At 59.1% G+C, this 20,768-nt stretch carries 27 protein-coding genes and 2 pseudogenes; 15 read left to right on the top strand and 14 right to left on the bottom strand.

Annotation, left to right across the window (positions count from 1 at the left end; all coding sequences use genetic code 11):
• Positions 1–1,958: pseudogene (locus tag AC1VNY_RS08455) on the bottom strand (hypothetical protein); the annotation flags it as partial.
• A 678-nt stretch (positions 1,959–2,636) separates the two neighbouring features.
• Between AC1VNY_RS08455 and AC1VNY_RS08450 the strand changes: the two are divergent.
• Positions 2,637–3,089 (top strand): hypothetical protein, encoded by a 453-nt coding sequence (locus AC1VNY_RS08450; protein WP_482404815.1) that lies wholly within the window; start codon positions 2,637–2,639, stop codon positions 3,087–3,089.
• Between the two features lie 467 nt (positions 3,090–3,556).
• Here AC1VNY_RS08450 and AC1VNY_RS08445 read toward each other — a convergent pair.
• Positions 3,557–3,836 (bottom strand): annotated as a pseudogene (locus tag AC1VNY_RS08445) (transposase); the annotation flags it as partial.
• A gap of 105 nt (positions 3,837–3,941) precedes the next feature.
• Between AC1VNY_RS08445 and AC1VNY_RS08440 the strand changes: the two are divergent.
• From AC1VNY_RS08440 to AC1VNY_RS08425, 4 genes are all read left to right on the top strand, one after another.
• On the top strand, positions 3,942–5,081 hold the full coding sequence (locus tag AC1VNY_RS08440) for a TRAP transporter substrate-binding protein (protein ID WP_482404814.1): 1,140 nt from the start codon (positions 3,942–3,944) through the stop codon (positions 5,079–5,081).
• A gap of 88 nt (positions 5,082–5,169) precedes the next feature.
• Entirely contained in the window at positions 5,170–5,838 is a 669-nt protein-coding gene (locus AC1VNY_RS08435; protein ID WP_035630999.1) for a TRAP transporter small permease subunit, read from the top strand.
• Complete coding sequence (locus tag AC1VNY_RS08430; protein ID WP_482404813.1) at positions 5,835–7,583, top strand: TRAP transporter large permease; 1,749 nt, start codon at positions 5,835–5,837, stop codon at positions 7,581–7,583. Before AC1VNY_RS08435 ends, AC1VNY_RS08430 begins: the two co-directional genes overlap by 4 nt.
• 503 nt (positions 7,584–8,086) lie before the next feature.
• Positions 8,087–8,818, top strand: a complete 732-nt coding sequence (locus tag AC1VNY_RS08425) for a reverse transcriptase domain-containing protein (protein WP_482404812.1) — start codon at positions 8,087–8,089, stop codon at positions 8,816–8,818.
• A 36-nt stretch (positions 8,819–8,854) separates the two neighbouring features.
• On the opposite strand, the gene AC1VNY_RS08420 is transcribed toward AC1VNY_RS08425, so the two are convergent.
• The 7 genes from AC1VNY_RS08420 to AC1VNY_RS08390 all read right to left on the bottom strand — a co-directional run bounded on the left by AC1VNY_RS08420 (position 8,855) and on the right by AC1VNY_RS08390 (position 13,755).
• Positions 8,855–8,977, bottom strand: a complete 123-nt coding sequence (locus tag AC1VNY_RS08420; protein ID WP_283040481.1) for a hypothetical protein — start codon at positions 8,975–8,977, stop codon at positions 8,855–8,857.
• 301 nt (positions 8,978–9,278) lie between these two features.
• A complete protein-coding gene (locus tag AC1VNY_RS08415; RefSeq protein WP_482404811.1) occupies positions 9,279–9,509 on the bottom strand; it encodes a hypothetical protein in 231 nt (76 codons plus the stop codon).
• 1,181 nt (positions 9,510–10,690) lie between these two features.
• Positions 10,691–11,161: a hypothetical protein gene (locus tag AC1VNY_RS08410; RefSeq protein WP_482404810.1), complete on the bottom strand. Its 471-nt coding sequence runs from the start codon at positions 11,159–11,161 to the stop codon at positions 10,691–10,693.
• A gap of 292 nt (positions 11,162–11,453) precedes the next feature.
• Positions 11,454–11,954 (bottom strand): hypothetical protein, encoded by a 501-nt coding sequence (locus tag AC1VNY_RS08405; protein ID WP_482404809.1) that lies wholly within the window; start codon positions 11,952–11,954, stop codon positions 11,454–11,456.
• Positions 11,955–12,003: 49 nt separating this feature from the next.
• On the bottom strand, positions 12,004–12,255 hold the full coding sequence (locus AC1VNY_RS08400) for a hypothetical protein (protein ID WP_482404808.1): 252 nt from the start codon (positions 12,253–12,255) through the stop codon (positions 12,004–12,006).
• A gap of 254 nt (positions 12,256–12,509) precedes the next feature.
• Positions 12,510–12,881: a hypothetical protein gene (locus AC1VNY_RS08395; protein WP_482404807.1), complete on the bottom strand. Its 372-nt coding sequence runs from the start codon at positions 12,879–12,881 to the stop codon at positions 12,510–12,512.
• A 679-nt stretch (positions 12,882–13,560) separates the two neighbouring features.
• A complete protein-coding gene (locus AC1VNY_RS08390) occupies positions 13,561–13,755 on the bottom strand; it encodes a hypothetical protein (protein ID WP_376972206.1) in 195 nt (64 codons plus the stop codon).
• Between the two features lie 189 nt (positions 13,756–13,944).
• Between AC1VNY_RS08390 and AC1VNY_RS08385 the strand changes: the two genes are divergently transcribed.
• The 7 genes from AC1VNY_RS08385 to AC1VNY_RS08355 all read left to right on the top strand — a co-directional run bounded on the left by AC1VNY_RS08385 (position 13,945) and on the right by AC1VNY_RS08355 (position 16,314).
• Entirely contained in the window at positions 13,945–14,190 is a 246-nt protein-coding gene (locus AC1VNY_RS08385) for a DUF6894 family protein (RefSeq protein ID WP_482404806.1), read from the top strand.
• A gap of 384 nt (positions 14,191–14,574) precedes the next feature.
• Positions 14,575–14,841: a hypothetical protein gene (locus AC1VNY_RS08380; protein ID WP_018273180.1), complete on the top strand. Its 267-nt coding sequence runs from the start codon at positions 14,575–14,577 to the stop codon at positions 14,839–14,841.
• The gene (locus AC1VNY_RS08375; RefSeq protein ID WP_194456811.1) at positions 14,834–15,130 is read left to right on the top strand and encodes a hypothetical protein; all 297 of its coding nucleotides are present in this window, start codon (positions 14,834–14,836) and stop codon (positions 15,128–15,130) included. Before AC1VNY_RS08380 ends, AC1VNY_RS08375 begins: the two co-directional genes overlap by 8 nt.
• A 39-nt stretch (positions 15,131–15,169) precedes the next feature.
• Positions 15,170–15,451 (top strand): DUF1488 family protein, encoded by a 282-nt coding sequence (locus tag AC1VNY_RS08370; RefSeq protein WP_482404805.1) that lies wholly within the window; start codon positions 15,170–15,172, stop codon positions 15,449–15,451.
• Positions 15,452–15,495: 44 nt separating this feature from the next.
• On the top strand, positions 15,496–15,696 hold the full coding sequence (locus AC1VNY_RS08365) for a hypothetical protein (RefSeq protein WP_194456813.1): 201 nt from the start codon (positions 15,496–15,498) through the stop codon (positions 15,694–15,696).
• Between the two features lie 184 nt (positions 15,697–15,880).
• Complete coding sequence (locus tag AC1VNY_RS08360) at positions 15,881–16,090, top strand: hypothetical protein (protein WP_246788630.1); 210 nt, start codon at positions 15,881–15,883, stop codon at positions 16,088–16,090.
• On the top strand, positions 16,087–16,314 hold the full coding sequence (locus AC1VNY_RS08355; RefSeq protein ID WP_194456815.1) for a hypothetical protein: 228 nt from the start codon (positions 16,087–16,089) through the stop codon (positions 16,312–16,314). Before AC1VNY_RS08360 ends, AC1VNY_RS08355 begins: the two co-directional genes overlap by 4 nt.
• Before the next feature lie 56 nt (positions 16,315–16,370).
• On the opposite strand, the gene AC1VNY_RS08350 is transcribed toward AC1VNY_RS08355, so the two are convergent.
• Together AC1VNY_RS08350 and rpsU are read right to left on the bottom strand one after the other, a co-directional pair.
• Positions 16,371–16,607 (bottom strand): DUF6894 family protein, encoded by a 237-nt coding sequence (locus AC1VNY_RS08350; protein ID WP_461847899.1) that lies wholly within the window; start codon positions 16,605–16,607, stop codon positions 16,371–16,373.
• Between the two features lie 478 nt (positions 16,608–17,085).
• A complete protein-coding gene (gene rpsU / locus AC1VNY_RS08345; protein WP_253594841.1) occupies positions 17,086–17,355 on the bottom strand; it encodes a 30S ribosomal protein S21 in 270 nt (89 codons plus the stop codon).
• A gap of 425 nt (positions 17,356–17,780) precedes the next feature.
• On the opposite strand from rpsU, the gene AC1VNY_RS08340 reads away from it, so the two are divergent.
• The 3 genes from AC1VNY_RS08340 (at position 17,781) to AC1VNY_RS08330 (ending at position 18,610) form a co-directional block, all read left to right on the top strand.
• Complete coding sequence (locus AC1VNY_RS08340) at positions 17,781–17,990, top strand: cold-shock protein (RefSeq protein ID WP_026191921.1); 210 nt, start codon at positions 17,781–17,783, stop codon at positions 17,988–17,990.
• 95 nt (positions 17,991–18,085) lie between these two features.
• Positions 18,086–18,328: a transcriptional regulator gene (locus tag AC1VNY_RS08335; RefSeq protein ID WP_482404804.1), complete on the top strand. Its 243-nt coding sequence runs from the start codon at positions 18,086–18,088 to the stop codon at positions 18,326–18,328.
• 57 nt (positions 18,329–18,385) lie between these two features.
• Positions 18,386–18,610, top strand: coding sequence for a hypothetical protein (locus AC1VNY_RS08330; protein WP_309296299.1), 225 nt, complete (start codon positions 18,386–18,388; stop codon positions 18,608–18,610).
• A 923-nt stretch (positions 18,611–19,533) separates the two neighbouring features.
• Here AC1VNY_RS08330 and AC1VNY_RS08325 read toward each other — a convergent pair.
• From AC1VNY_RS08325 to AC1VNY_RS08315, 3 genes are all read right to left on the bottom strand, one after another.
• Positions 19,534–19,764 (bottom strand): DUF6894 family protein, encoded by a 231-nt coding sequence (locus AC1VNY_RS08325; protein ID WP_194456819.1) that lies wholly within the window; start codon positions 19,762–19,764, stop codon positions 19,534–19,536.
• A 188-nt stretch (positions 19,765–19,952) separates the two neighbouring features.
• Positions 19,953–20,264: a hypothetical protein gene (locus AC1VNY_RS08320; protein ID WP_194456820.1), complete on the bottom strand. Its 312-nt coding sequence runs from the start codon at positions 20,262–20,264 to the stop codon at positions 19,953–19,955.
• Positions 20,265–20,295: 31 nt separating this feature from the next.
• Positions 20,296–20,505 (bottom strand): hypothetical protein, encoded by a 210-nt coding sequence (locus AC1VNY_RS08315; protein ID WP_194456821.1) that lies wholly within the window; start codon positions 20,503–20,505, stop codon positions 20,296–20,298.
• Positions 20,506–20,768 lie beyond the last annotated feature (263 nt).

Genomic DNA, 20,768 nt, shown 5'->3' with positions numbered 1-20,768 from the left:
CACCTAGGCAAGTTGGGCAGATTGGTGCAGTTGATAAGACCGCCACCGCCGCAAGCACGCAGATTGGGATGACCGGCACAGTCGAGGGTGTCGCGCAAATACCAGGCTTGCGGGTTGCTGGAGTCGACGCTCGAACGATACAGCGAATATTGGTAAGGGCCGGCCAAGACCGGGTGAGACAGGCTGAAGGCACCAGCCGTCGTCGTCGCACCATTGATCGCGTCGACGACAAGGATGCCGTTGCCGGTGGTGAGCGCGCCGCCACCAGTCGTGTTCGCGATCTTCAGAGACGTGTTGCCGGCTGCCGTGCCGCCGTTGATGACGAGCTTGTCGGAGGGCGAACCGTCGGTGCCGAGGTACGTATTGAGCCCGATGGTACCGCCCTGGCCGACGTAGTTGACCGCCGTCAACGTCTTGTAGCTCGACAGCTGCGTCGGATCGCCGACGGGCGACGTGAACTGGATCAGGCTCGACGCGTTGACCAGATTGGTGACGTTAGAGTTGCCGGTCATGGTCCAGAGCGAATTGTTTTTCAGCGCGACGCTCGAGGTGCTGCCGGAGTCGGTGAGCGCAACACCCTGCAAGGTGGAACTGTCCGCGACGAGGTTGAGCGTAGAGCCGCCGCTGACGTTCAGCCATTGATTGTTGTTCACGACCGCAGTCACGCCGGTCAGGCTCACGCCGCTGGTGCCGCCTGGCGCGGCGATCGACGCACCGTTCGGACTGGTCATGGTGACTCCAGAGAGCGTCGCAGCACCGCCACTTATGTTGAGCGCGTTGGCATCGGCTCCATTGGCCGTCAGTGAGCCCCCGGTCATGCTCAGCGTACCGCCGCTCGTCACGCCGGCCGCATGGGTGCCTGCGCCTGATGTGGTGACCGTCGTGTTGCCGTCGAGCGTGACGCTGCCCGAATTGTCGGCCTGTACGCCGCGGCCTCCGCTGCTGTTCGGAACGGTTACCGTCACGCCGCTCGCCGTGAGCGTGCTTCCGGCACCGCTCGCCTGCAGGCCGATCTCGCCGCCACCACTGCCCGTCGCGGCGACACTGCCTCCGCTCAAGGTGATCGCGCCGCCGTCGAGTGCCTTGGCGCCGACATCGCCGCCGCCGCCGGCGACCGTGACCGCGACGCCGGTCGCCGTGATCGTGCTCCCTCCAGATTGCGCCAGCAGGCCGGTCTCCCCGCCGCCATTGCCCTCGACGGAGACAGTTCCCCCGTTGAGCGTGACGGTCCCGCTCGTGTCCGCGCGCGCGCCGACATCGTTGCCACCGCCACCGGGCATCGAGACGGTTGTGTTTGCCGCACCAACCTTGCTGCCGGCACCGGTCGCCCACAGACCTGTATTGCCGCCGCCACCCGCAGCGTAGGTGATCGAGCTATTCTGCATGGCGATCAAGCCGCCATTGGCCGCCTTTGCGGCCACATTATTGCCGGCGCCGTTGAGGCTTACTGCAAGTCCCGACGCGTTGATCCCGCTGCCTGATCCATCGGCAAGCAGCGCGGTGCCACCACCGCCAAAAGCCGGATTAATGGCGGATCCCGATTGAAAGACGATCGTGCCACCGCTCTGCGCGGACGCGGCCGTACTCCAGTTACCGTTGATGCTGGATCCTGAGCTGAAGATGATAGAGCCCAATGTATCGGCCAGACCGCCGATGCTGCCGCCATTGTTGGGATTGATGGTGACGTTGTTGGTCGTGATCTGAGTGGTGTCGTTGCTGGCGTGAATGGCGGGTGTCCCCGTGAGTGTTGTGCCTGACGCAATTGTGCAGATCCCCATCGTGAGCGTGACGGTGGAGCCGGCTGCCACGGTGCAAGTTTGAGCCGTCGCCGTGCCGATCATGGTGCCCGATGCGATCAAGGCGAGAGCGGCGAACCGGAACCGGCTGCGACGGGCCGCGACACAAGGTCTCGGCTTTTTCCTGAAGAACTGGACCAATGATTGCAGGGCGGCGCGCATTGACGCCTGTTCCCTGCAATTGCGCGCGCGAGATCCAAGGAGAGTCGAGCCGGTAAAGCACTTCATTTTGCGCCGCCTTCCAAACCTGTCGTTCTCAACAACGTCAAATTGAAAAGAACGGGTTGCTGGGTCGCGGTGCAAAAGCAGGAGCGGCTACAATTCAAGATCGCAAATCATCATCAGACTATCAGGACGAAGATCAACTCGAATGTTGCGAGCAGCGATGTGCGCTGCCGTTTGTTGGCAGTTGATGCTTTCTCACCACACAACTCATGCAGTTTGTGCCAAATGTCGCGTGCACGTCCGACGCAACTTGGCGCGGTCATCGTGCAGTTCCGCGATGACGCAATCTTTCATCAATTTGGATTCTCGCTTCTGTCTCGGGAGTCGCCTGACGAATGGAATTGCTGACACGTCGCTTGGGCATTGATCGCGGCATCCTTGCTCGCCGCGACTCCCTGCCGCACCCATGCAGCCTCTGCTGAGGTCGGCATTCCAAATCGATCAGCGAGTCACGTCGATTTGATGCTGCGCACGAGATGCGCAGGAACCACTTCCGGAGGTTGCATTTGGTTAGGTGCGAGAAAACGGGAACTCGCAAGCCAACTTGCAGACTTGGCATTCAGTCATGCCAAGCTTCGCAAGCGTCGAAAGCAAACCAAATCCAGGGAGCAAGCCATGATGAGTCTAAGAGTTCTTGGCGCGGCCGTGATAGTGGCGTCCGCAGTTTCGAGCCCCGCGTCGGCGCAAGCGGTCTTCTCCAACCCGGCCGCCTGTTCAGCTCAATTCGCCAGCGCCAACTGCCTCAATAGAGGAGCCGGGAGCCCGTACGACAGCAGGCGGGGCTATTATCAGCGGCGAACCGCCTATCGCGAGCCGGTGGGACCGGTGGGGGCCGCCGCCGGCGTGGCGGGCGCTGCCGTCGGAACAGCCGCGGCGATCGCAACCGCTCCCTTCGGCGGCTGGCGCAATTCCTACGCCGCATACGGCGCCTACGATCGGCCCGCCGCATATGGCGACTACTACGCGTGGAACGGCGACTGGAACAGCTACGCGTCGCACAATGGGATCGTCTGCAGGCCCGGCACCACTTTCAAGGGGTCCGACGGACTCCAGCATCTCTGCCAATAGGCCCTCTGCCCGCGGGCTAATCTACCCAGGCGGCCTGCAAGGGCCGCCTGCTTCCTGCCCTGTCGCTAACGGCGGCGTCGTCACCGGCGCGGCTGCAGCTCGCGTTCGCGCGTAAGTCGTCGACGCTTCGATTGCTGATTACGGTAGCGTCAAAGGTGATGGTGCCCAGGGGCGGGATCGAACCACCCGGCTTCGCCCTTCGGGCTACGCCGGGACGAGCGTCTGCGTGGAGGGATGGCTGGCTACGATCGCATCGGGGGGAATGGCGCGCCATTCAGAATAAAAATTCGAACTCATATGTTATTGAAGTAACTATATAATTTAAGGCGTCAGCGCATGAACCGCGTGCTCGGATCTCTGCAACAGCAGTCCACTCGCGAGAGGCCGGATACATTTATTCAACTGAAATCGTCACCCACGATGTCACGACACCGTGCATGGACGGGGTGGACCACACATGCCGTCCAGACCATGGCGTCGGCCGGCAACCGCTTCAGCCGTGTTCTCGTCCTCCAGCGTCTTCAGCCGCTTGGCCTTTGACAACCTCCCTCCATCCCGCCGAACTTCGCTCTTCATTTGTAGATGCTGGCGTCGCTGACGCCATGCTTGCGGCAGATCGGCGGCCGAAACGTCGGCCTCATGCTCTTTCAAAATTCCGATGATCTGCTCTTCCGAAAGGCGGCTACGCTTCCGTGGTCGGTCCTCGTGCGGCGCGTCATCACTGCAGTCCGCGTCGTAGCGTCGCATCATTCCGAACATTCTTGCCAAACCCCCGCGCAAGACTTTGACTTGTTCCAATAAAAAAAGCGCCGATCCGCAAAGAATCGGCATTCCAAGGGGGAGGAGGCAGCCATGAGCAAATCAAACAAGGGCAGCACTTCGAGCCGCCGCGGCTTTCTCAAGGTCGCTGCTGCGGGGGCCGCCGCGACGGTAGCCGCGCCGAGCGTCGTCAGCGCCCAGGGGCCTATCAGCATGCGCTGGCAAAGTACCTGGCCGTCAAAGGACATTTTCCACGAATACGCCCTCGACTACGCCAAGAAGGTCAACGACATGACCGGCGGCGAGCTCAAGATCGAAGTGCTGCCGGCAGGCGCTGTCGTGCCCGCCTTCGGGCTGCTCGATGCCGTCTCCAAGGGCGTGCTCGACGGCGGCCATGGCGTGCTGGTCTATCACTACGGCAAGCAGACGGCGCTGGCGCTCTGGGGCTCGGGACCGGGCTTTGCGATGGACGCCAACATGCTGCTGGCCTGGCACCGCTATGGCGGCGGCAAGGAGTTGCTCGCAAAACTTTATGAATCGATCGGCGCCAATGTCGTCTCGTTCCCCTACGGTCCGATGCCGACCCAGCCGTTCGGCTGGTTCAAGAAGCCGATCACCAAGCCCGACGACGTCAAGGGGCTGAAGTTTCGCACCGTCGGAATCTCCATCGACGTGTACTCAGGGATGGGCGCGGCCGTGAACGCGCTGCCCGGCGGCGAAATCGTGGCTGCCATGGACCGCGGCCTCTTGGACGCGGCGGAATTCAACAACGCCACCTCGGACCGCGTGCTCGGCTTCCCCGACGTCTCCAAGGTCTGCATGCTGCAGAGCTATCACCAGAACGCCGAGCAGTTCGAGATCACGTTCAACAAGGACAAGTACAACGCGCTGCCGGAGAAGATGAAGGCGATCATCGCCAACGCGGTGGACGCGGCTTCGGCCGATATGTCGTGGAAGGCGATCGACCGCTACTCCAAGGACTATGTCGAGTTGCAGACCAAGGACAACGTCAAGTTCTACAAGACGCCCGACGCCATCCTGAAGCAGCAGCTCGAGATCTATGATGGCGTGGTGAAGAAGAAGGCGGCGGAAAATCCCCTGTTCAAGGAGATCGTGCAGTCGCAGATCGAGTTCGCCAAGCGCGCGACGCAGTGGGAGCAGGACACGGTGGTGAGCCGCCGCATGGCCTACGATCACTATTTCGGGCCAAACGCCGCGGCCAAGAAACTCTGATGGCGAGATAAAGCCCGCAAGGCGCCGTCCGCTCCCCGACGGTGCCCTGTGCTATGCTGGGATCGTTTCTTATGCCGAACCGTATCACATGAGCGTACAGCGTTTGCTGCACACGATCGACGGCATCTCCACCTGGGTCGGCAAGGCGACCGCCTGGCTGATGATCGTCCTGATGAGCGTCGTCTGCATCGAGGTGTTCAAGCGTTATGCCGTGAACATGCCGACGGCATGGATCTTCGACGCCGAGAACATGCTGTATGGGTCGCTGTTCATGCTGTGCGGCGCCTATACGCTGGCGCAGAACGCCCATGTCCGCGGCGACTTCCTGTACTCCTCGATGCGCCCGCGCACGCAGGCCGCGCTCGACCTCGTTCTCTACTTCGTCTTCTTCATCCCGGGCATCGCCGCGCTGATCTATGCCGGCTACTTCTACGCCGCGGACTCCTGGCACATCAACGAGCATTCCAACGTCACGGCGGACGGCCCGCCGGTCTACCACTTCAAGACCGTCATCCCGATCGCAGGCGCGCTGATCATGCTGCAGGGGATCGGCGAGATCATTCGCTGCATCGTGTGCCTGAAGACCGGCGAATGGCCGAGCCGGCTCGCCGACGTCGCCGAGACCGACGTCATCGGGGAGCAGCTCGCGCACTCTGAATTCGTGGACGAGGAATCGCGCAAGCTCGCCATCGAGGGCGCGGCGCGCATCGATGAAATGGCGCGGCAGCGCGGCATGGGCGGGGACCTGAACACATGAGCGATCCCGCGCTCGGCCTGTTGATGCTGACGCTCATCGTCGTCGTCATCATGATGGGCTTTGCCACGGCGTTTACGCTGATGGGCCTTGGCATGTTCTTCGGCTTCATCGCCTTCTACGACCCGTCGCAGAACTGGACGCACAACAAGGTTTTCGAGCTGATGGTCCAGCGCACCTACGGCGCGATGACCAACGACGTGCTGATCTCCATCCCGTTGTTCGTGCTGATGGGCTATGTGATGGAGCGCGGCGCCCTCGTCGACAAGATGTTCTATTCGATCCAGCTCGCCTTCCGCCGCCTGCCCGCCTCGCTCGCGGTTGCGACCCTGATCGTGTGCACGTTCTGGGGCATCGCCTCCGGGCTCGTCGGCGCGGTGGTGGTACTGATGGGCGTGATCGCCTTCAACCCGATGCTGCGCGCCGGTTATGACGTGAAGCTCGCCTCCGGCGTCATCACCGCGGGCGGCACGCTCGGCATCCTGATCCCGCCTTCGGTGATGATCATCGTCTATGCCGCGGTCGCCGGCCAGTCCGTGGTCAAGCTCTATGCGGCGGCGATGCTTCCCGGCTTCTTCCTGGCGTTCCTCTACCTCGTCTATGTCGTGGGCTGGGCGATGATCAACCCGAAGATCGCCCCGCCGCTGCCGGAGGAACAGACCCGCGTCAGCGTGCCCGAATGGATCGGAAATTTCGCGACGCTGTATTCGCCGAATCTGTTCGTCGGCCTGTTCAAGGCACTGCTCTCGCCCGCAAAGGCGAAGACGCTCCGGATCGACGGCAAGCCGATGGGCTATGGCGCGATCGTGCAGAACTTCCTCATTTCGCTGGTGCCGTTCCTGATGACCGCAGCCGCGCTTGGCACGGTCTGGTGGTACGTCGTGATCCACCAGCAGGCCGGCGCCGCGAGCGGAGCCGTCGAAGGCCTGCAGCAGCTCGGCAGCCCCGTCGAGCCGAAGGAGCTGTCGCCCGCCGAAAAGGGACCGGACACCCAGTTCTACATCTGGTTCGCGATATCAGCCGCCGTGCTGGCTGCGTGGACGGCGCGCTCTTACTTGCGCATGGACGGCGAACGTTTCGAAGTGTTGAAGCTCTTGACGTCGTCGGTGATGCCGCTCGGCATCCTCACCGTCGTGGTACTGGGGGTGATCCTGTTCGGCATCACGACCGCGACCGAGTCCGCCGGCGTCGGCGCCGCTGGCGCCTTCATCCTCGCTTTCCACGCCCGCACGCTCGACTGGAAGCGCACCAAGGAAGCGGTGTTCCTGACCGCAAAGACGACCGCGATGGTGTGCTGGCTGTTCGTCGGCTCGGCGCTGTTCTCGGCGGTGTTCGCCATTCTCGGCGGTCAGGCGCTGCTGGAAAGCTGGGTGCTTTCGCTCAACATGACGCCCGTGCAGTTCATGATCTTGTCGCAGGCGATCATCTTCGTGCTGGGCTGGCCGCTCGAATGGACCGAGATTATCATCATCTTTGTGCCGATCTTCCTGCCGATGCTGAAGCACTTCAACATCGATCCGATCCTTTGGGGCACGCTGGTGTTCGTGAACTTGCAGGCCGCGTTCCTGTCTCCGCCGGTCGCGATGTCGGCGTTCTATCTCAAGGGCGTCGCCCCGAAGCACGTTACGCTGAACCAGATCTTCGCCGGCATGATGCCCTATATGCTGATCGTGATCCTGTGCATGGTGATCATGTATCTCTGGCCGGGCATGACGCTGTGGCTGCCGAACTATCTGTACGCGAGTTGAGGCGCAGCGGGGAGCACCGGGCGCCTGTCAAACCGAAATGGTGCCCAGGGGCGGACCCACACGAAACGCATAAGCCATTGAATAAACATGAGATTTTATACATATGGAAATTGCCTACCCATGCTCCTACCCAACGGGGCGGGGGCTGCCGCGGTAAACCGTGAGGATTTAAGTCGATAGCCCTTGAATCGTGGAACCCGCATCTCCACGTTGTGCTTTCCGCTGGCGATGACCTGGCGACACCGGATGTTCGGATCGTAATGGTTCGGATGTTCGCGTTCGGACAACTGATGCGTGATGTAACGTTGCGTATCAGGTGCTTCTCGGTTGACGACTCCAAGTTATTGGGTCGCGGGTAGCTGGCGGGGAACTATGGAGATGCCGTATGCGCAAATTTTTTGCACGTATGGCGACCCTTACCCGCAAGATCGCGGAATGGTTGATACCGGTCCTGACCGTCGTCAATCTTCTGATTGAAATTGTGGGTAAGGTCGCCAACTGCCATGATCGTCAATTACGAGTTCAAATATCGGTCGCGCGGTAAGTGGTTTTTCGTCCCAAATGACAAGTGCGAGCGTCGTGGTCGGCGGATGCTCGCCTACTTCAAGCGCCGCGTCGTATTCCCCGACTACATGTATCACTTCAAAAAGGGCGGTCACGTCGCTGCCCTGCACGCGCACCTGAACAACAATCTTTTCTTCAAAATCGACATCCAAAATTTCTACTACTCGATCGCTAGGATGCGCGTGACCCGCGCACTACGGCAATGGGGCTATCCCGGCGCCAACACCTTCGCGATGTGGTCGTGTGTTCGCAATCCGCTGCCGGGACCGCCGCACGCACTTCCCATCGGCTTCGTACAGTCGCCACTGCTCGCGAGCCTCGCACTCATGAAGTCCGAGGTCGCGGACGCGATCGACCGGGCGATAGCGAACGGCGTGTGTATTTCGGTCTATCTCGACGACTTCATAGGCTCGCACAACGATCCGGTTGTGCTGACGGCCGCCTATGAGGACATCCGCGACACTTGTGTCGCAGCCGGGTTCATTCCCAACCCCGGTAAACTCGTCCCACCACAGGCCGCCATAACAGCATTCAATTGCGATCTCACCAACGGCACGGCGGAAGTGACTGCTGCTCGCATCGCCAAGTACTTCAGTAGGACAGACCGCACACCACGCTCTGACTCGGGATTTGACGAGTACCGGGATCTTGTGCGGTCGCAGAATGTTTAAACAGAAAAGCCGCCCCTTTCGGAGCGGCCTTTCCATTCAGAACAGCCGCACGATCACGGCTACCATCGAAGCCACTTGCGGGGGCACGAGGCACCCGAGGCCGAGACGGTAAACCCTACCGTTTGGCTGACTGGCTTCGAGGACGAGGAAGATGCCCATGACGGGCTCCTGTCATCGTGCGCGGGGTCCTAACTTAGTCGACATCGCGCGTTAAGCCAGCGAGCTGGGGATTTTTGGACGTTTACGAGTCTACCGGTGTCCCCTACACGCTTCGACTATTCCGGTGTCGCGTGGAAACGTAGCAATCGCGAATGCTCCCGCAAGGTGTGAATAGAAGATTCTTTGCAATTGACGATCAGCGAATCGTTCTCTGAAAGTTGCAGGCGAGGATTTGCGTTTCGCGATGTTGCGATCTTACACGTTCCGTCACCTCGCATGACGCCTTGATCTTAGCGTCTACCTATTTCGCCAGCGCAACTTTCAAAGAACGCGCAGGTCGCTTGTTGAAATCCCAATCAATTTGATTTCGGAATTTGTAGTTGAACTTTATCGCTATCTTCGCGGCTTTCTTGCTTACCTTGCGAAGCTCCGCCACTGGCAAGGAGAGATAGGGCCTGTCGGGAAGAATGTAGGCGGACTCAGAACTATTGAAAGTTCTGATGGCGTATAAGGCGTAACGTCGATAATCCATGCGATTAATTGAATCATGGATGAGAAAAAGAGCAACCGTGCCTGCACCCCGTGTGAACTATCAAAGATGGGAATCGAACCACGGACAAATCGGGTGGGTAGAACGCCAGTTCGGTTTCGGCGCTACCCAGACTCCTACCCACATGACGGTCGGTTGTGACTCGTCACTGTGCTCCGTAGCACTTCATCTGGCGTGAGATCGGGAATCGAACCAGGTTGGGAGTAGGAATTATGGTGCCCAGGGAGGGAATCATACGGAACCACCGACATGACGAACCGCTGTTTGTCCTTCGTATGGTGGCGTGAGTGCTTCGCATGATGGCGGAGGTTCGCGGAGATGAGGGAATGGTCTTGTCTTGGCCGATCGGCAAGCCTCCAGGGCGGCCTTTATCGACAGTGCCGCAACGGCCAAATCGGAGAAGCCGATAACGTCCGGGATTGGGCGGCAGCAAGCCGGAACTATCTCCGTAGACAGATCAGGAACGGAATGCCTAGGCACGACTTAGATTCATGAGATCGTCGCTCGCCGTCAACTACACGGCGCATGTCGCGGATAGCCAGAGGGCCTACAGCTGGACCCGCGTGTTCTCAAATACAAGCGCTCGCGCAGATAGTCAAAAGTTCCGGTCTCCAGTTCCATTGAATGAGCAGCCGTGCTCGCAGACGGCGGGAGGGCAGGCGCTTTTCTCTGCCAAAGGAGACTTCGCTATGCCCGACCGCATTGACATAGACCACAAGCACTGCCGAGCGATTCTTAGAGTCATTGGGCAGCAACTGCGCGCGTCGCTGAAGCTTGAGCCGGAACAACCGGAGAGTCTCAGAGCGCAAATCGAACGGCTTCGGGAATTGGAGGAAGGCTCACCAAATCGTTCCCGTTGACGAGCGTGGTGAAAGGGCCGCTGAAGCCGGTTCTTTTTCAGATTGTCCCGTTAAAATGAAAAGAGTGATCTCCGCCAGGAAATTGACGCTCAAAAAGAGGGACCGTCCCCTATGGGTCGAGCGGCAATGCTCTGGCTGATCGAGTGATTTCCGCTTGACCGTCAGACGCTGACATCCGCCCTTATGGACACACACCTTAGTTCAAAGAACCGCCATCGGTCGGCACCACACCTCACTGCGCTTCGGCACGTTTCCACACCGTTTGCAAAATCATTCCAGATGGCGTTCGCGGATTCGCGAATTTCATTTCGCTAGCATCGAGAGACCCGATGAGTGAATAGGCCCGTCAAGAAGATTGGGAAAGTTGATCTTTTGGGAAAGATTGATCCTTCGAGAGAAACCGATGCGGCTTCGAACGGGGGCCGACAGCGTGATCGATCTCTCAGCCACCGATAGACGCCATAGGACCGTGCGTCGATGGCGTAAGTAGATACTCGTCAGGTTCCAGAGTCGGGTCAAATCGGAAAGTATGCGTGGTCGCCGCGTTACAGCGCTGTCGATCCATCTAAGTCCTCCCGAAAGCCGAACGGCGATCTGCCATACATCCAGGCTTGCGGTGCGATTCCGGGAAGTGGCGAGCTCAAGTTGGAGTACTCGATTTCGGGCTTCCGCCATGGCCAGTTCGGTTTGTGCCCGAAGCTCCACGCTGCGGTCGATAGCGCGCTGAGCGCCGTCGAATAGCTCCAAGGACTGTTCACTGAGTGGCTCGGCCATGGCGCACTCCCCTTGCTATGTAGGCGGAGCACAACGGTCTCTCAGCCACCGACGCCCACGGGACAAGCCTTGGCCGGTGACGAGCAGAAAACTACTCCATGTCGCCTCGGTGGGAAAGGCTTTGGCGAACCGAAACTGCCAGTGCTTCGGCCCCGACGGAAACCAGACAACAGTCCAACATCTCCCAGGCGGTGCCGGATGCAGGAGACGGGCTAGCAGCTAGCCACAAGAGCCGCGTCATCGCGATCCAGCCGTCGCACGCTCCGTGATACAGCGAACGAGTAGAAGTGTTTCAGCAGCCGCGGCAGATGTTCTTTATCTTGGCAGCTGTCCGAGCTTCTTCTGCTGCAAACGGGTCTTTGTATGGAGGCCGCCCTGCGTCGCTTTCAACGATTGCTGGTTTTTCCAATTTCGGAGGATAGGTCGCGTCGTAGCAGGCCAGGCGTGCGGTCGTGCCTCCGATGGCGCGACAGTCCGGCTCCCTAGCGATGGCGCTTTGCACACACGCAAACAAAGCCAACACTGCAATAATACTTCGCATCGAATTTCCCTTTTTTGCGCATATGGTCGATTGGCGCATGGTTACGAAATCAAAATCTACTTCCAGGAAGGCCACTCCCATCCGACACTTTCCGAGAAGAGCCAACGGGCATAAAATGTCACTTGTCCCGTCGCAGGCTCCTGCAGTGATCCTTGCGCCACCATCTCGCTGAAATCGAGAGTTTGCTGCCATGGTCCGATCTTTCGGTTCGGCCGCCGCCGCAATTGTCTTGATCTTTCTCGATTCAAGCATAACGCACGCCAGTCTTCATTGCTGAAGAAGCAGTGACGCAAAATAGACATCAAGGCATCGAGTCGAATTCAGCCGGCACCCTACCTGCTCGAAAGAACACAGTCGGCTGATCGTCGTAGTCGTCCGTCTCGGTATCCGAGCTTGTCGAGAAGGCAACGACGCCCACCTTGCTCATGGCAAGCCTTTCGGCAGTTCGACGCGCACTTTCCTCGCTCTGGCACGCAATTGGCGCATCGGCCTTTAGTTGATCGCCTTTCCCAGGGTCAAAGGATTGAACGTGAAAGTGCGTCTGGCGCGACATCGTGACCGCTCTTCAGGACCGTCGTCCATTTTCTACCGACTAGCTATGCATTTCCTGACGCGCAGTCTCGATCCGACCAATTGAGCTCAGATTGACGCACCTGCGATTCGTCACGTTTCGGCTTCATCGGCTGCCGTCGCGGGTGCCCCCGCTTCGTTGGCGTACAGAATCGAGCCGGCGTCATCCGGACCTCATGAAGCACGAATGGCAATCTGGGGGCGCACAATCCTTGACCCGGCTTGCTTGTACGCTCGTCAACTCTTTCTCGCTGCGTTTGCGAGCTCCGTTTCGATCTGGGTGGCACAAGCCTTTGCGAACGAGTAATCCATGCTGGTGGATGCCACATTCTTCACGAATTCGCTGACGACGTTCTCTTTGGAGTAAGCGCTTGCCGCCTTGAATTTGGCGAGAGCGCCGTCCGCGGCTGTGAACTGAGCGACGCAAAGCGGTACCAGAACGGACATCCGGCCGCTGGTCTCCGCCGTGGTGCGCATGATTCTAGCGCTTTCCCCTGTGACCCAACCGCCCCAGATAAATCCAATCGCCATGGTCGCCACCGCGCCGAAGGCAATCCCCTGAAGGAAGCGGGTCCGTGCCTCGCCTCGCAAGATTGCAGGAAGTTTCATGAAGGTCGCCTTTCTTGAGCGCGCGCAGAGACGCACCTGCGACGCTGGCGCGCTGTGATAAACACAATGTTATGATTGCGCCTTCCGATGGCACGTGAGCTGCTGCTACGACGACTGGTGGCGACTTCGGAAGTCGCTACTTCATGGGCAGCTTCGAGGTGAGCATTTTGCTAACCTGTACACGGACGCTATATGGCTAGCTTGATGGTGTAAAGAGCGTTCTGCTCTGCGGCGGGCTGCGCACGCAGGTTGTCACTCGTGTCGTGAACGCTGCTGGAGAGGGATTGCGACCGTTGGCTACTGCCACTGCTTATCGGATAAAGTCCTCGACGATTGGCCCGCTTTGCGAAACACGATGTGGCATGCCCCGTCACCGCCGGTCAGCGCGACGACCATCCCGACGAAACACTCCTCCGCAGTGTGCAATTCGCGAAGAATAGCGATGGCCCGCTTGTCGCTCATTCGCGGCAGCAACATCACGGTATTAGCACCTGACATTTCGAGCACTGAAAGCTGCTGGTCTCCGGATCAATGCAGGCAAACCCGGCCGGCACATGATCGGCGCGTGTAGCAATGTCCCCCCTCACATAGGCGTAGCCATCCGCCTGTGAGAGACGTGCCACGTCGAGCCTCCCACAACGTGGACACTCAAGGTCTACGGTCCATTCGTCGCGCGTGGTCATTCGCTGCTTTTCGGGACGGAACCACGCAACCCCAGCTCATCGGCCTGGCCAGAATCAATGAATTCCTGGGCCTGCGCCTTGGTGGCGAAGGTGATGAGTCCATTGCCGACTACACCACCCTCAAGCAGTTCGGCCACTGCGTATTTGCCGCCAATGGAGGGGCAAGTCGTCCAGCCGATGCGGTTTTTCATTCGTCGAGTATGCGCCCTGGCCGGTCAACATACCAGCCCGAACCTCACCACCATCCGAACTGACCCATCGTCCAAGATTGAGGAATGCTTGGAAGTCCGCTAGCTTGGCAACCATCACCGATCCGACCTGGGCATTTTCCGGTGACAGAGAGACGCTACAGCGCTCCCGCCTTATTCGGGAGCAATTGCATGCGTAGGTACTTTTTCGATCAGCGCGAAGGTGACGAGATGATCTCCGACGAACAGGGGATAGATCTCGTTTCGCTGGAGGCTATGCATCACGAAGCAACCTTGGCGCTGGCACACTTGGCCAAGGATGAAGTTCGACGCTGCACTATCGATGCTCCTGCCCGCCGTCTTGCAATCAACGTTCGTGACGAAGATGGACCGGTCTTACGGGCGACGTTCACCTTCGAGATTAGACGTTTCCAGTGAGGCCCTATATCCGCCTCTCGCTCGGTGCGAGGAGTCGGCCAACGCCCGATGCGGGCAACAGAGCTATCACAGTAATCAAAAGCAGGAGAAACAGTGGGGCGACCACCGGCGGCACAATAAAGTGGACCTAGGCGAAGCTATGAAAATGGACGCTCCTCGTCTTTGGCGGGAGCGCAGTTAACTCTCAGTGACCGATGGATGCCCACCAATGGGCGGTTATGGGGCGTCATGACGCGTCCTCCGGTGGAACAACGAGCGCTTGAGGCGTTCCGCGCCGCGACATCGGACGGTGAGAAAGCGGTAGCTAATGCGGCTGAAAGAGCGCATGGTGGCTTATGGGCGAGCCGACATCGGCATCCGAGCATTGGCAAAAGGCGGGCGTACATGAAAACTCGCTCGCGACGGGAAGTCGTCACCTTCAAGCATTCGTTTCAAATCAGAGGCATCGATCACCCTCTCCCTGCCGGACGCTACGAGGTCATCACTGATGAGGAGATGATCGAAGGGCTCTCCTTCGCGTCTTATCGCCGCGTTGCGACCATGATGATCGTGCCGGCAGCCTCGCACGGCGCCAGGATGGAGATGTTTTCCATCGGTCCGGTCGATCTGGCGGATGCACAACGGATCGACGCGAGCATGCCAGATGAGTGACGAACCGCTCGATCTCGACAAACATCGCGGGATGGCAGCGCAGAAGGCGACGGAAATCCGCCGCGCAATGACGGATGTCGAAGGCCGTGCGCGGGAGCTGCGCGAACGGCAAAGCGTGCTGGAAAGCGGACTGATGTCGGTCGCCGCGACCTCTTGGCCGGAAGCCGCTGCCAAGGCACGGTACGTGCTGAATATCTACGCTGCGAGCCTGTCGCCTGACGACACAAGGCATCGCGATCTCATCGCGGCGATTCTGGCGGATTTCGCCCGGCTCGATGGGCAGGGCTGAAGCTGTGCCGGCTTCGGCCAACGGCAACGGATTAGTCGCATGGCACTTGAACAAGCCTGTTTCACCAGTTTCGAGTATGACCGCATGATCGTCCAGTTCTCGATGCGCGACGGCGCGAAGGTCATCCCCTGCGCGATCTCGACCTCCGCAATGGATGAGCTGGAAGGCGCGGGACGCGCAGCATCGAGCGAGCGCGAAGCACAGTTCATGCGACTCCGAGCGCGCATTGAAGCCCGCGCCACCGTCAAATACATGGCGGGCGAGTTCGAAGGTGTGCCCGCCGGGATCATCCTGAGAAGCATCGACTTCAGGACGCCGTGATAGTCGGCACACCACCGAGTTCGCGAAAACAAGGGAGATCACGCTTGAAGGGCGACATAGTCAACAGTGATGGCGTACACGTCGCCGTGGTGATCGATTCTGCTATTTTCGACCTTAAGGGCCGGAAGCTTTACGATCTGAAGGGCAGCAGGATTTATCGAATCTCCGGTGAACTGGTGGGTCACCTCAACGAAACTGGCGGCTCCTTAAGACGGCTCGACAAGTCGACAGACAGTTTGTTCTAGCAACTTCCGTATGGAGGCGTCGTCGCAGGAACTGGAATGACACCAGGACGTTTGACGAAGGCGGCGAAAGGATCGTGAATCGTAAGGCCGCCGCCAGCGACGGACGAACAACACGCCGAGGCCTAAGCCGGAGTCGGGTCTCCCGAGACCCATCTCATAACTTAGGGAGGATCGAGTGCCAGGGATGATCAGAGACCGAGTCTTCGGCCGTCAGGGCTCAACCGCCGCGGCGCGAGAAGCCAACAAGATGTTCCGAAAAGTGGAAGCCGCGCAGAGCGAGCACGCCAAGGCCGACAAAGCGTTCCAAGCCAACCGCGAGCGTCTCAAAGCCGAGCGACTGGCGCGAGAATCCAAGCATCCCGTCAATGCACCGCCGATAAGGCCCGCTAGATGACGTCGTATCATCGCGAAGCGAGGCAGGCGATCGTTCGCGAATGGGATCACTGGATCAAGACGCAGCCGCTTGATGGAGAAGCCTGCGCACGCGACGCGCGGCGATTTTTCCTCGAAATCAAAGCCAGACGCGAGCCAACATTACTGGATTTTCGGTCAGGCGCTGAGGACAAATGGGAGATCGTCCATCAATGGCTCATGGCGGAGCAGCGGATCTCAAGCTAGGCAATTGTGAGCAAGCCGAGCACCGAAAGCGAGCAACGCCGCCAGCTGCAGCGCCGTTACCGCTTCGTCTCGCTTCTGTCGAAAATGAGGGCGGCTTGGAATACGCGTCCAACAACGGTTCTCACCTCAACCGAGAGATCCGGTCGATCGTCCAGAGTGGCGAGGTCACGCGCTAGGCCTGCCAGCGATTCTGCTGCCTCGACTTCAGCTTCACGCTGCGTTGCAAACTCCATCCCTTCCTCATCGGGATAAATTCCGTTGTCGTCTCTGATGTCGAAGTAGTAGCGGATCATCCGCGTTTCCTTTCGGCGGCAACAGATGGTATGCGGATTTCGTTCCTCGTATTGACACGGTCAGACTTCTCCTCCCTCGCAATGCCTTTTCAATGGATCTGGCGCGCTGGTTGGAGTCCTGGACGCTTAGCAGTCATTTGACGGGTCCCACAGAGAGCATGGCGAATAGAGCGTCATCCCCCTCGATTTGTGCCGTTTCTCGGCTGGTCGCGTACCCGTAGGCCAGCTCAACGTTTGCTTCGGAAACGTGCCATTTCCAGCGCGTGGGCGCTTGAGGCGTCACGGTGACCTCTAGCAAGCGAGGGGTGAAATAGGTTTTCATTTCCTCAATAAGCGCCCTAACCCATCCGATTCCCAAACATATCCAGCTGCCACAATCCAACTGAACGAATTGAAGGTCATCCGGCTTCGATAAGTCTCACGTGCCATTCTGACCGGTCGTTTTACCTCAGCGGAGTCAACCCGGCCGATATCCTTGCTAGGTGACGGTGACCTGTGGCAAAGGCGGCTTGCGCTCTGGAAGCTTTTTCTTCGGAGGCGCCGGCAGCAATCCGTCGCGGATCGCCTGCTTCCGAGCGAGCTTGCGAGCCCGACGAATGGCCTCCGATCTTTCTCGCGTCTTTCTTTCCGAAGGCTTCTCATAGGCGCGGCGCTGCTTCATCTCCCGGAAGACGCCTTCGCGCTGCATCTTTTTCTTCAGGACTCGAAGTGCCTGGTCGATATTGTTGTCGCGAACAAGGACCTGCATCAAAACTCCTCGGTGGCTGCGAACTGGAACAGTCCTGCACGCAGCCTTCGCGCAGGGGACGTTCACGATTGTGAGGATGAGAGTAACGGCGTAATTCTACGCCAGCTTCGAACAAGCCGGTCTGCTCGCCGTGCCGATACGGTTGGTAGAATGACCGGATCACTACCGCACGGCCGTGTCAATCGATTAGGCCTCCCTCGGCGGGCCCGTTCGAAGCTCTCGATCGGCGGCGGAGGCGCCCAACGGAAACAAATCAGCCCCATCCCTTGTATATCGACCGCACATAGCGTATATGTTCACTGTATTCGATTAGCCGCTGTGCCTTGTTGAACGCGCCCGCGGGCTCCTTTTCCAAAGACATCGACGAAGTTGAAATCATCGCGTGACTGTCACGCGGTACGCGCTCGTGCGCTTTGGAGAACAAGATGACGACAGGTACTGTTAAGTGGTTCAATAGCCAAAAGGGCTTCGGTTTTATCCAGCCGGAAGACGGCAGCAGCGATGTGTTCGTTCACATCAGCGCGGTCGAACGAGCCGGTCTTTCGGGTCTCGCCGAGGGTCAAAAGGTCCACTACGAGGTCAAGACCGACAAGATGCGGGGCAAGGTCAGCGCCGAGAGCCTCTCGCTGGCGTGAGCTTCGTCGTGTCGTTTCACGGATGTACTGAAACGACCATGCTGCCCGCTCGATCTCCCGATTGAGCGGGTTTTGCCTGTTGAGCGGTGGTGAACATGAGCGTCAGGAAGCCGGCAGAATTATCACCGGAAAGCATCGCGCGTGCCAACCGAAAGCGATTGGCGGCTGAAGAAGGAGCGCGCGCGATGGTGGATGTCGGAAGGCAGGCCATCGAGGTTCGCAAAAACATGGCGCGACTTCGAGAACTCCGCGAGACCAGGGAAGCCGCCGCTGCAACGTGTCTGACACCGTTGCCGGCGCTTTCGCCAAAGAAGCGCACCAGGAAGTTGCCGCGATAGTCAACTTCGGCAGTGGTCGATGATTGTGCCGAGGACCAAGCCTCACCAAGCCGGAGCATGCAGATCGTGCGTAGAGCCAAGTCACTCGGCGACGGAACAATAACGTTCTCTCTTGCGCTCGGCGCAGCTCGACAGATGTGCCGGCTCACAACGACATTTCAGACGGACAAGCAAGCCCTTAGTTATCTTCATAAGTACCGGACGGAACTGGAGCAGATGGCGCGGGCGCGCCTTGCTTCGGGGCAACTTGAAGACGGGATCGTCGTGCTCTCGATGCTCTAGCTTTGGCCGGGACCGCGATGCCACGCTATTTGCTCCCAGCGTCTTGCCTGAAAGGTCGTTCCTAACGAAGCCAAATGTGGCACCCAGCGGAACGGCCATCATCTGACGCCCGCTCGGCTGTGGGCCGGTTCCAGTTTAGGGTCGCCTCGGTTGGCGAGCCTCTCGTCGCTCTCTTCCAGAGAGCCGCGTAAGCTTCAAGCGGCTCAGCAGGCGCTTTGGCATCTCCTCCCAATCACGGCCGAAAAGCGACTATTCGATCCTCATCCAATGCACCCCTCATTGCGTCCGGCTGGACTGATCCTCATGTTTCTCACAGACCCAACGCGGGTCATCGCAGCGGATGCAGTGAGCCATTATGACGACCCGGCGGGCACACGGAATAATTGCCAACCCGAATAGCTATAAGGGCTCGACCATTGGTGCACCAATCTAGCGCAATGAACGCAGTGAAACTGACCGCTTCGATTGTCGTGATCTTGTGAGGCGTTATATGTGGCGCCACAGCTCTGGCAGGAAAAAAATACCGAGATTTGAGGCAAACTGATCATTTGACCGTGCGCTACTCCCTGCGTGGGGCGAAAGCGCAATCGGCGTTCTCATCACCGATAGAAGCCACGGGCGGAGCGGTGATGTAGAAAGCATACGCCGAACCTGCTGGCAGCGATAGGCCCACAATTGAAAACAAAGAAGTGGAACATCCGGTCCGAACTCCCGGTCAAACGCAAGACCCGCGAAGGTAAGGGCAAAGTCACGGACAACAACTGAGGGGGGCTTAGACAAAGCGACGCCGCCCGTTTGAAAATCTTACAGGCGGCGCAGCCTTCCAGCCCGAGAGGGAACCAACAAAATCCCGGATATTGATCCGTCCGGCCGGGACGAGAAAAGGTTCAGCCTTTTTCGAACTGGCCGCGATTGAGGCAGCCTTACTGCTTCAATCCGTGGAACACGAAGGCGGCCTGAAACAGCAGCCCCTTGCCTGTTCGAACTTCGATTGTCACGTCATGGTCGTCGCCAGAACGCCCCGCGTCTCGTGCGATGTCGGCCATTGTGTGTGCTGCCTCCATCTTGGCGTCTCGCAGATCATTCAACTCCAGGCCCTCTTCGTCAGGGTAGAGATGTCCATCGTCTCGGATGTCGAAGAAATAGCGGATCATGGCTGGCTCTCCCGTCCGTTCGAGGCGGGAGCGCATCGCGTCTCTCAGCCACCAGCGCCCAAGGACTTCGTGCCGGTGATTTCCTTACAACGAAACTCTCGCGGGTTCGTTTCTAGCAACCGATTGCTCGAAGTCCCGAAACTGGGATGTCGGCCCATTCTTCCCATTTTCCGCCAACTGAGGCGGCCTTACTTCTGTTCGGGATGCAATTCGCGCTTCTGATCTTCGTAATGTTTGGTCAGAAGGGCCATCCCCGCTAAGGTCAGCTCATCGGTTACATTCGGGGACAGCGCTTTTAAATGCGCAATCTTGCCGTCAAGTTCGACGCATTTTTCGCACATGACACGCTCCCAGTCCGTGAAAGGCGGGAGCGCAAACGGGTCTCTCTGCCACCGGCGCCCGGTGTAGTTGTCGGTGATACCGGGATAACAGGGGCCGCCATGGATGCGTTCCTGTAGAATTCGTCTGGCCAGCAAGGGTTTGACCGGAACTCCGTTCACCCATGGAGAACTCCCGGAGACATACCTTGCTTCAATGGGTCATCGGCGGCGATATCGAACCGATCACGCGCATATCCTCACTGCGGACAGTGACGGCGCGCCCCGTCTCTCGTGCGATCTTCCGGGCGGCCCTCATGGCGGCATCTTCATCAGTGTATTCGAGCACGATGATGCTGCCTTTCCCCGAAAACGCGGCGGGGTTCGATACGTTGAGAATAATCAAAGGCGCCTTCCGGGTCATTGTAGTGACCTCGTATTTCATCCCAGCAGAAGCCAGGCCACGCTAGCGATCAGGGCCACAAACGACACTGCCGCAGCACAGACGAAGGCAATCTCGACGCTGTCGAATTGGTGTTGGTCCGCGTGCATCGTTGCCCCCATGGTCTAGAGGGGAGCCCGTGGACCGGGGGACATGAGCCACTCGGTCAAATGAGCGGTGGTCTCGTCGTGCCGCGCCTTTCTCAGCAAAGCTTCCCGCTCTCGACACGGGGGAAGGTTTCTAGC

It is taken from the genome of Bradyrhizobium ferriligni (assembly GCF_056837965.1).
This window is presented reverse-complemented; position numbering and strand designations above follow the sequence as displayed.

Coding starts and splice junctions, on each gene's coding strand:
- AC1VNY_RS08325 (WP_194456819.1), bottom strand. CDS start 19,764: ATGATCCGCTATTTCTTCGACATCCGAGACGATGGACATCTCTACCCT.
- AC1VNY_RS08340 (WP_026191921.1), top strand. CDS start 17,781: ATGACGACAGGTACTGTTAAGTGGTTCAATAGCCAAAAGGGCTTCGGT.
- rpsU (WP_253594841.1), bottom strand. CDS start 17,355: ATGCAGGTCCTTGTTCGCGACAACAATATCGACCAGGCACTTCGAGTC.
- AC1VNY_RS08385 (WP_482404806.1), top strand. CDS start 13,945: ATGCGTAGGTACTTTTTCGATCAGCGCGAAGGTGACGAGATGATCTCC.
- AC1VNY_RS08395 (WP_482404807.1), bottom strand. CDS start 12,881: ATGAAACTTCCTGCAATCTTGCGAGGCGAGGCACGGACCCGCTTCCTT.
- AC1VNY_RS08350 (WP_461847899.1), bottom strand. CDS start 16,607: ATGATCCGCTACTACTTCGACATCAGAGACGACAACGGAATTTATCCC.
- AC1VNY_RS08375 (WP_194456811.1), top strand. CDS start 14,834: ATGAGTGACGAACCGCTCGATCTCGACAAACATCGCGGGATGGCAGCG.
- AC1VNY_RS08380 (WP_018273180.1), top strand. CDS start 14,575: ATGAAAACTCGCTCGCGACGGGAAGTCGTCACCTTCAAGCATTCGTTT.
- AC1VNY_RS08440 (WP_482404814.1), top strand. CDS start 3,942: ATGAGCAAATCAAACAAGGGCAGCACTTCGAGCCGCCGCGGCTTTCTC.
- AC1VNY_RS08330 (WP_309296299.1), top strand. CDS start 18,386: ATGCAGATCGTGCGTAGAGCCAAGTCACTCGGCGACGGAACAATAACG.
- AC1VNY_RS08425 (WP_482404812.1), top strand. CDS start 8,087: ATGATCGTCAATTACGAGTTCAAATATCGGTCGCGCGGTAAGTGGTTT.
- AC1VNY_RS08450 (WP_482404815.1), top strand. CDS start 2,637: ATGATGAGTCTAAGAGTTCTTGGCGCGGCCGTGATAGTGGCGTCCGCA.
- AC1VNY_RS08430 (WP_482404813.1), top strand. CDS start 5,835: ATGAGCGATCCCGCGCTCGGCCTGTTGATGCTGACGCTCATCGTCGTC.
- AC1VNY_RS08370 (WP_482404805.1), top strand. CDS start 15,170: ATGGCACTTGAACAAGCCTGTTTCACCAGTTTCGAGTATGACCGCATG.
- AC1VNY_RS08410 (WP_482404810.1), bottom strand. CDS start 11,161: ATGGCCGAGCCACTCAGTGAACAGTCCTTGGAGCTATTCGACGGCGCT.
- AC1VNY_RS08390 (WP_376972206.1), bottom strand. CDS start 13,755: ATGAAAAACCGCATCGGCTGGACGACTTGCCCCTCCATTGGCGGCAAA.
- AC1VNY_RS08420 (WP_283040481.1), bottom strand. CDS start 8,977: ATGGGCATCTTCCTCGTCCTCGAAGCCAGTCAGCCAAACGGTAGGGTT.
- AC1VNY_RS08435 (WP_035630999.1), top strand. CDS start 5,170: ATGAGCGTACAGCGTTTGCTGCACACGATCGACGGCATCTCCACCTGG.
- AC1VNY_RS08315 (WP_194456821.1), bottom strand. CDS start 20,505: ATGACCCGGAAGGCGCCTTTGATTATTCTCAACGTATCGAACCCCGCC.
- AC1VNY_RS08335 (WP_482404804.1), top strand. CDS start 18,086: ATGAGCGTCAGGAAGCCGGCAGAATTATCACCGGAAAGCATCGCGCGT.
- AC1VNY_RS08360 (WP_246788630.1), top strand. CDS start 15,881: ATGATCAGAGACCGAGTCTTCGGCCGTCAGGGCTCAACCGCCGCGGCG.
- AC1VNY_RS08400 (WP_482404808.1), bottom strand. CDS start 12,255: ATGTCGCGCCAGACGCACTTTCACGTTCAATCCTTTGACCCTGGGAAA.
- AC1VNY_RS08355 (WP_194456815.1), top strand. CDS start 16,087: ATGACGTCGTATCATCGCGAAGCGAGGCAGGCGATCGTTCGCGAATGG.
- AC1VNY_RS08415 (WP_482404811.1), bottom strand. CDS start 9,509: ATGGATTATCGACGTTACGCCTTATACGCCATCAGAACTTTCAATAGT.
- AC1VNY_RS08405 (WP_482404809.1), bottom strand. CDS start 11,954: ATGCTTGAATCGAGAAAGATCAAGACAATTGCGGCGGCGGCCGAACCG.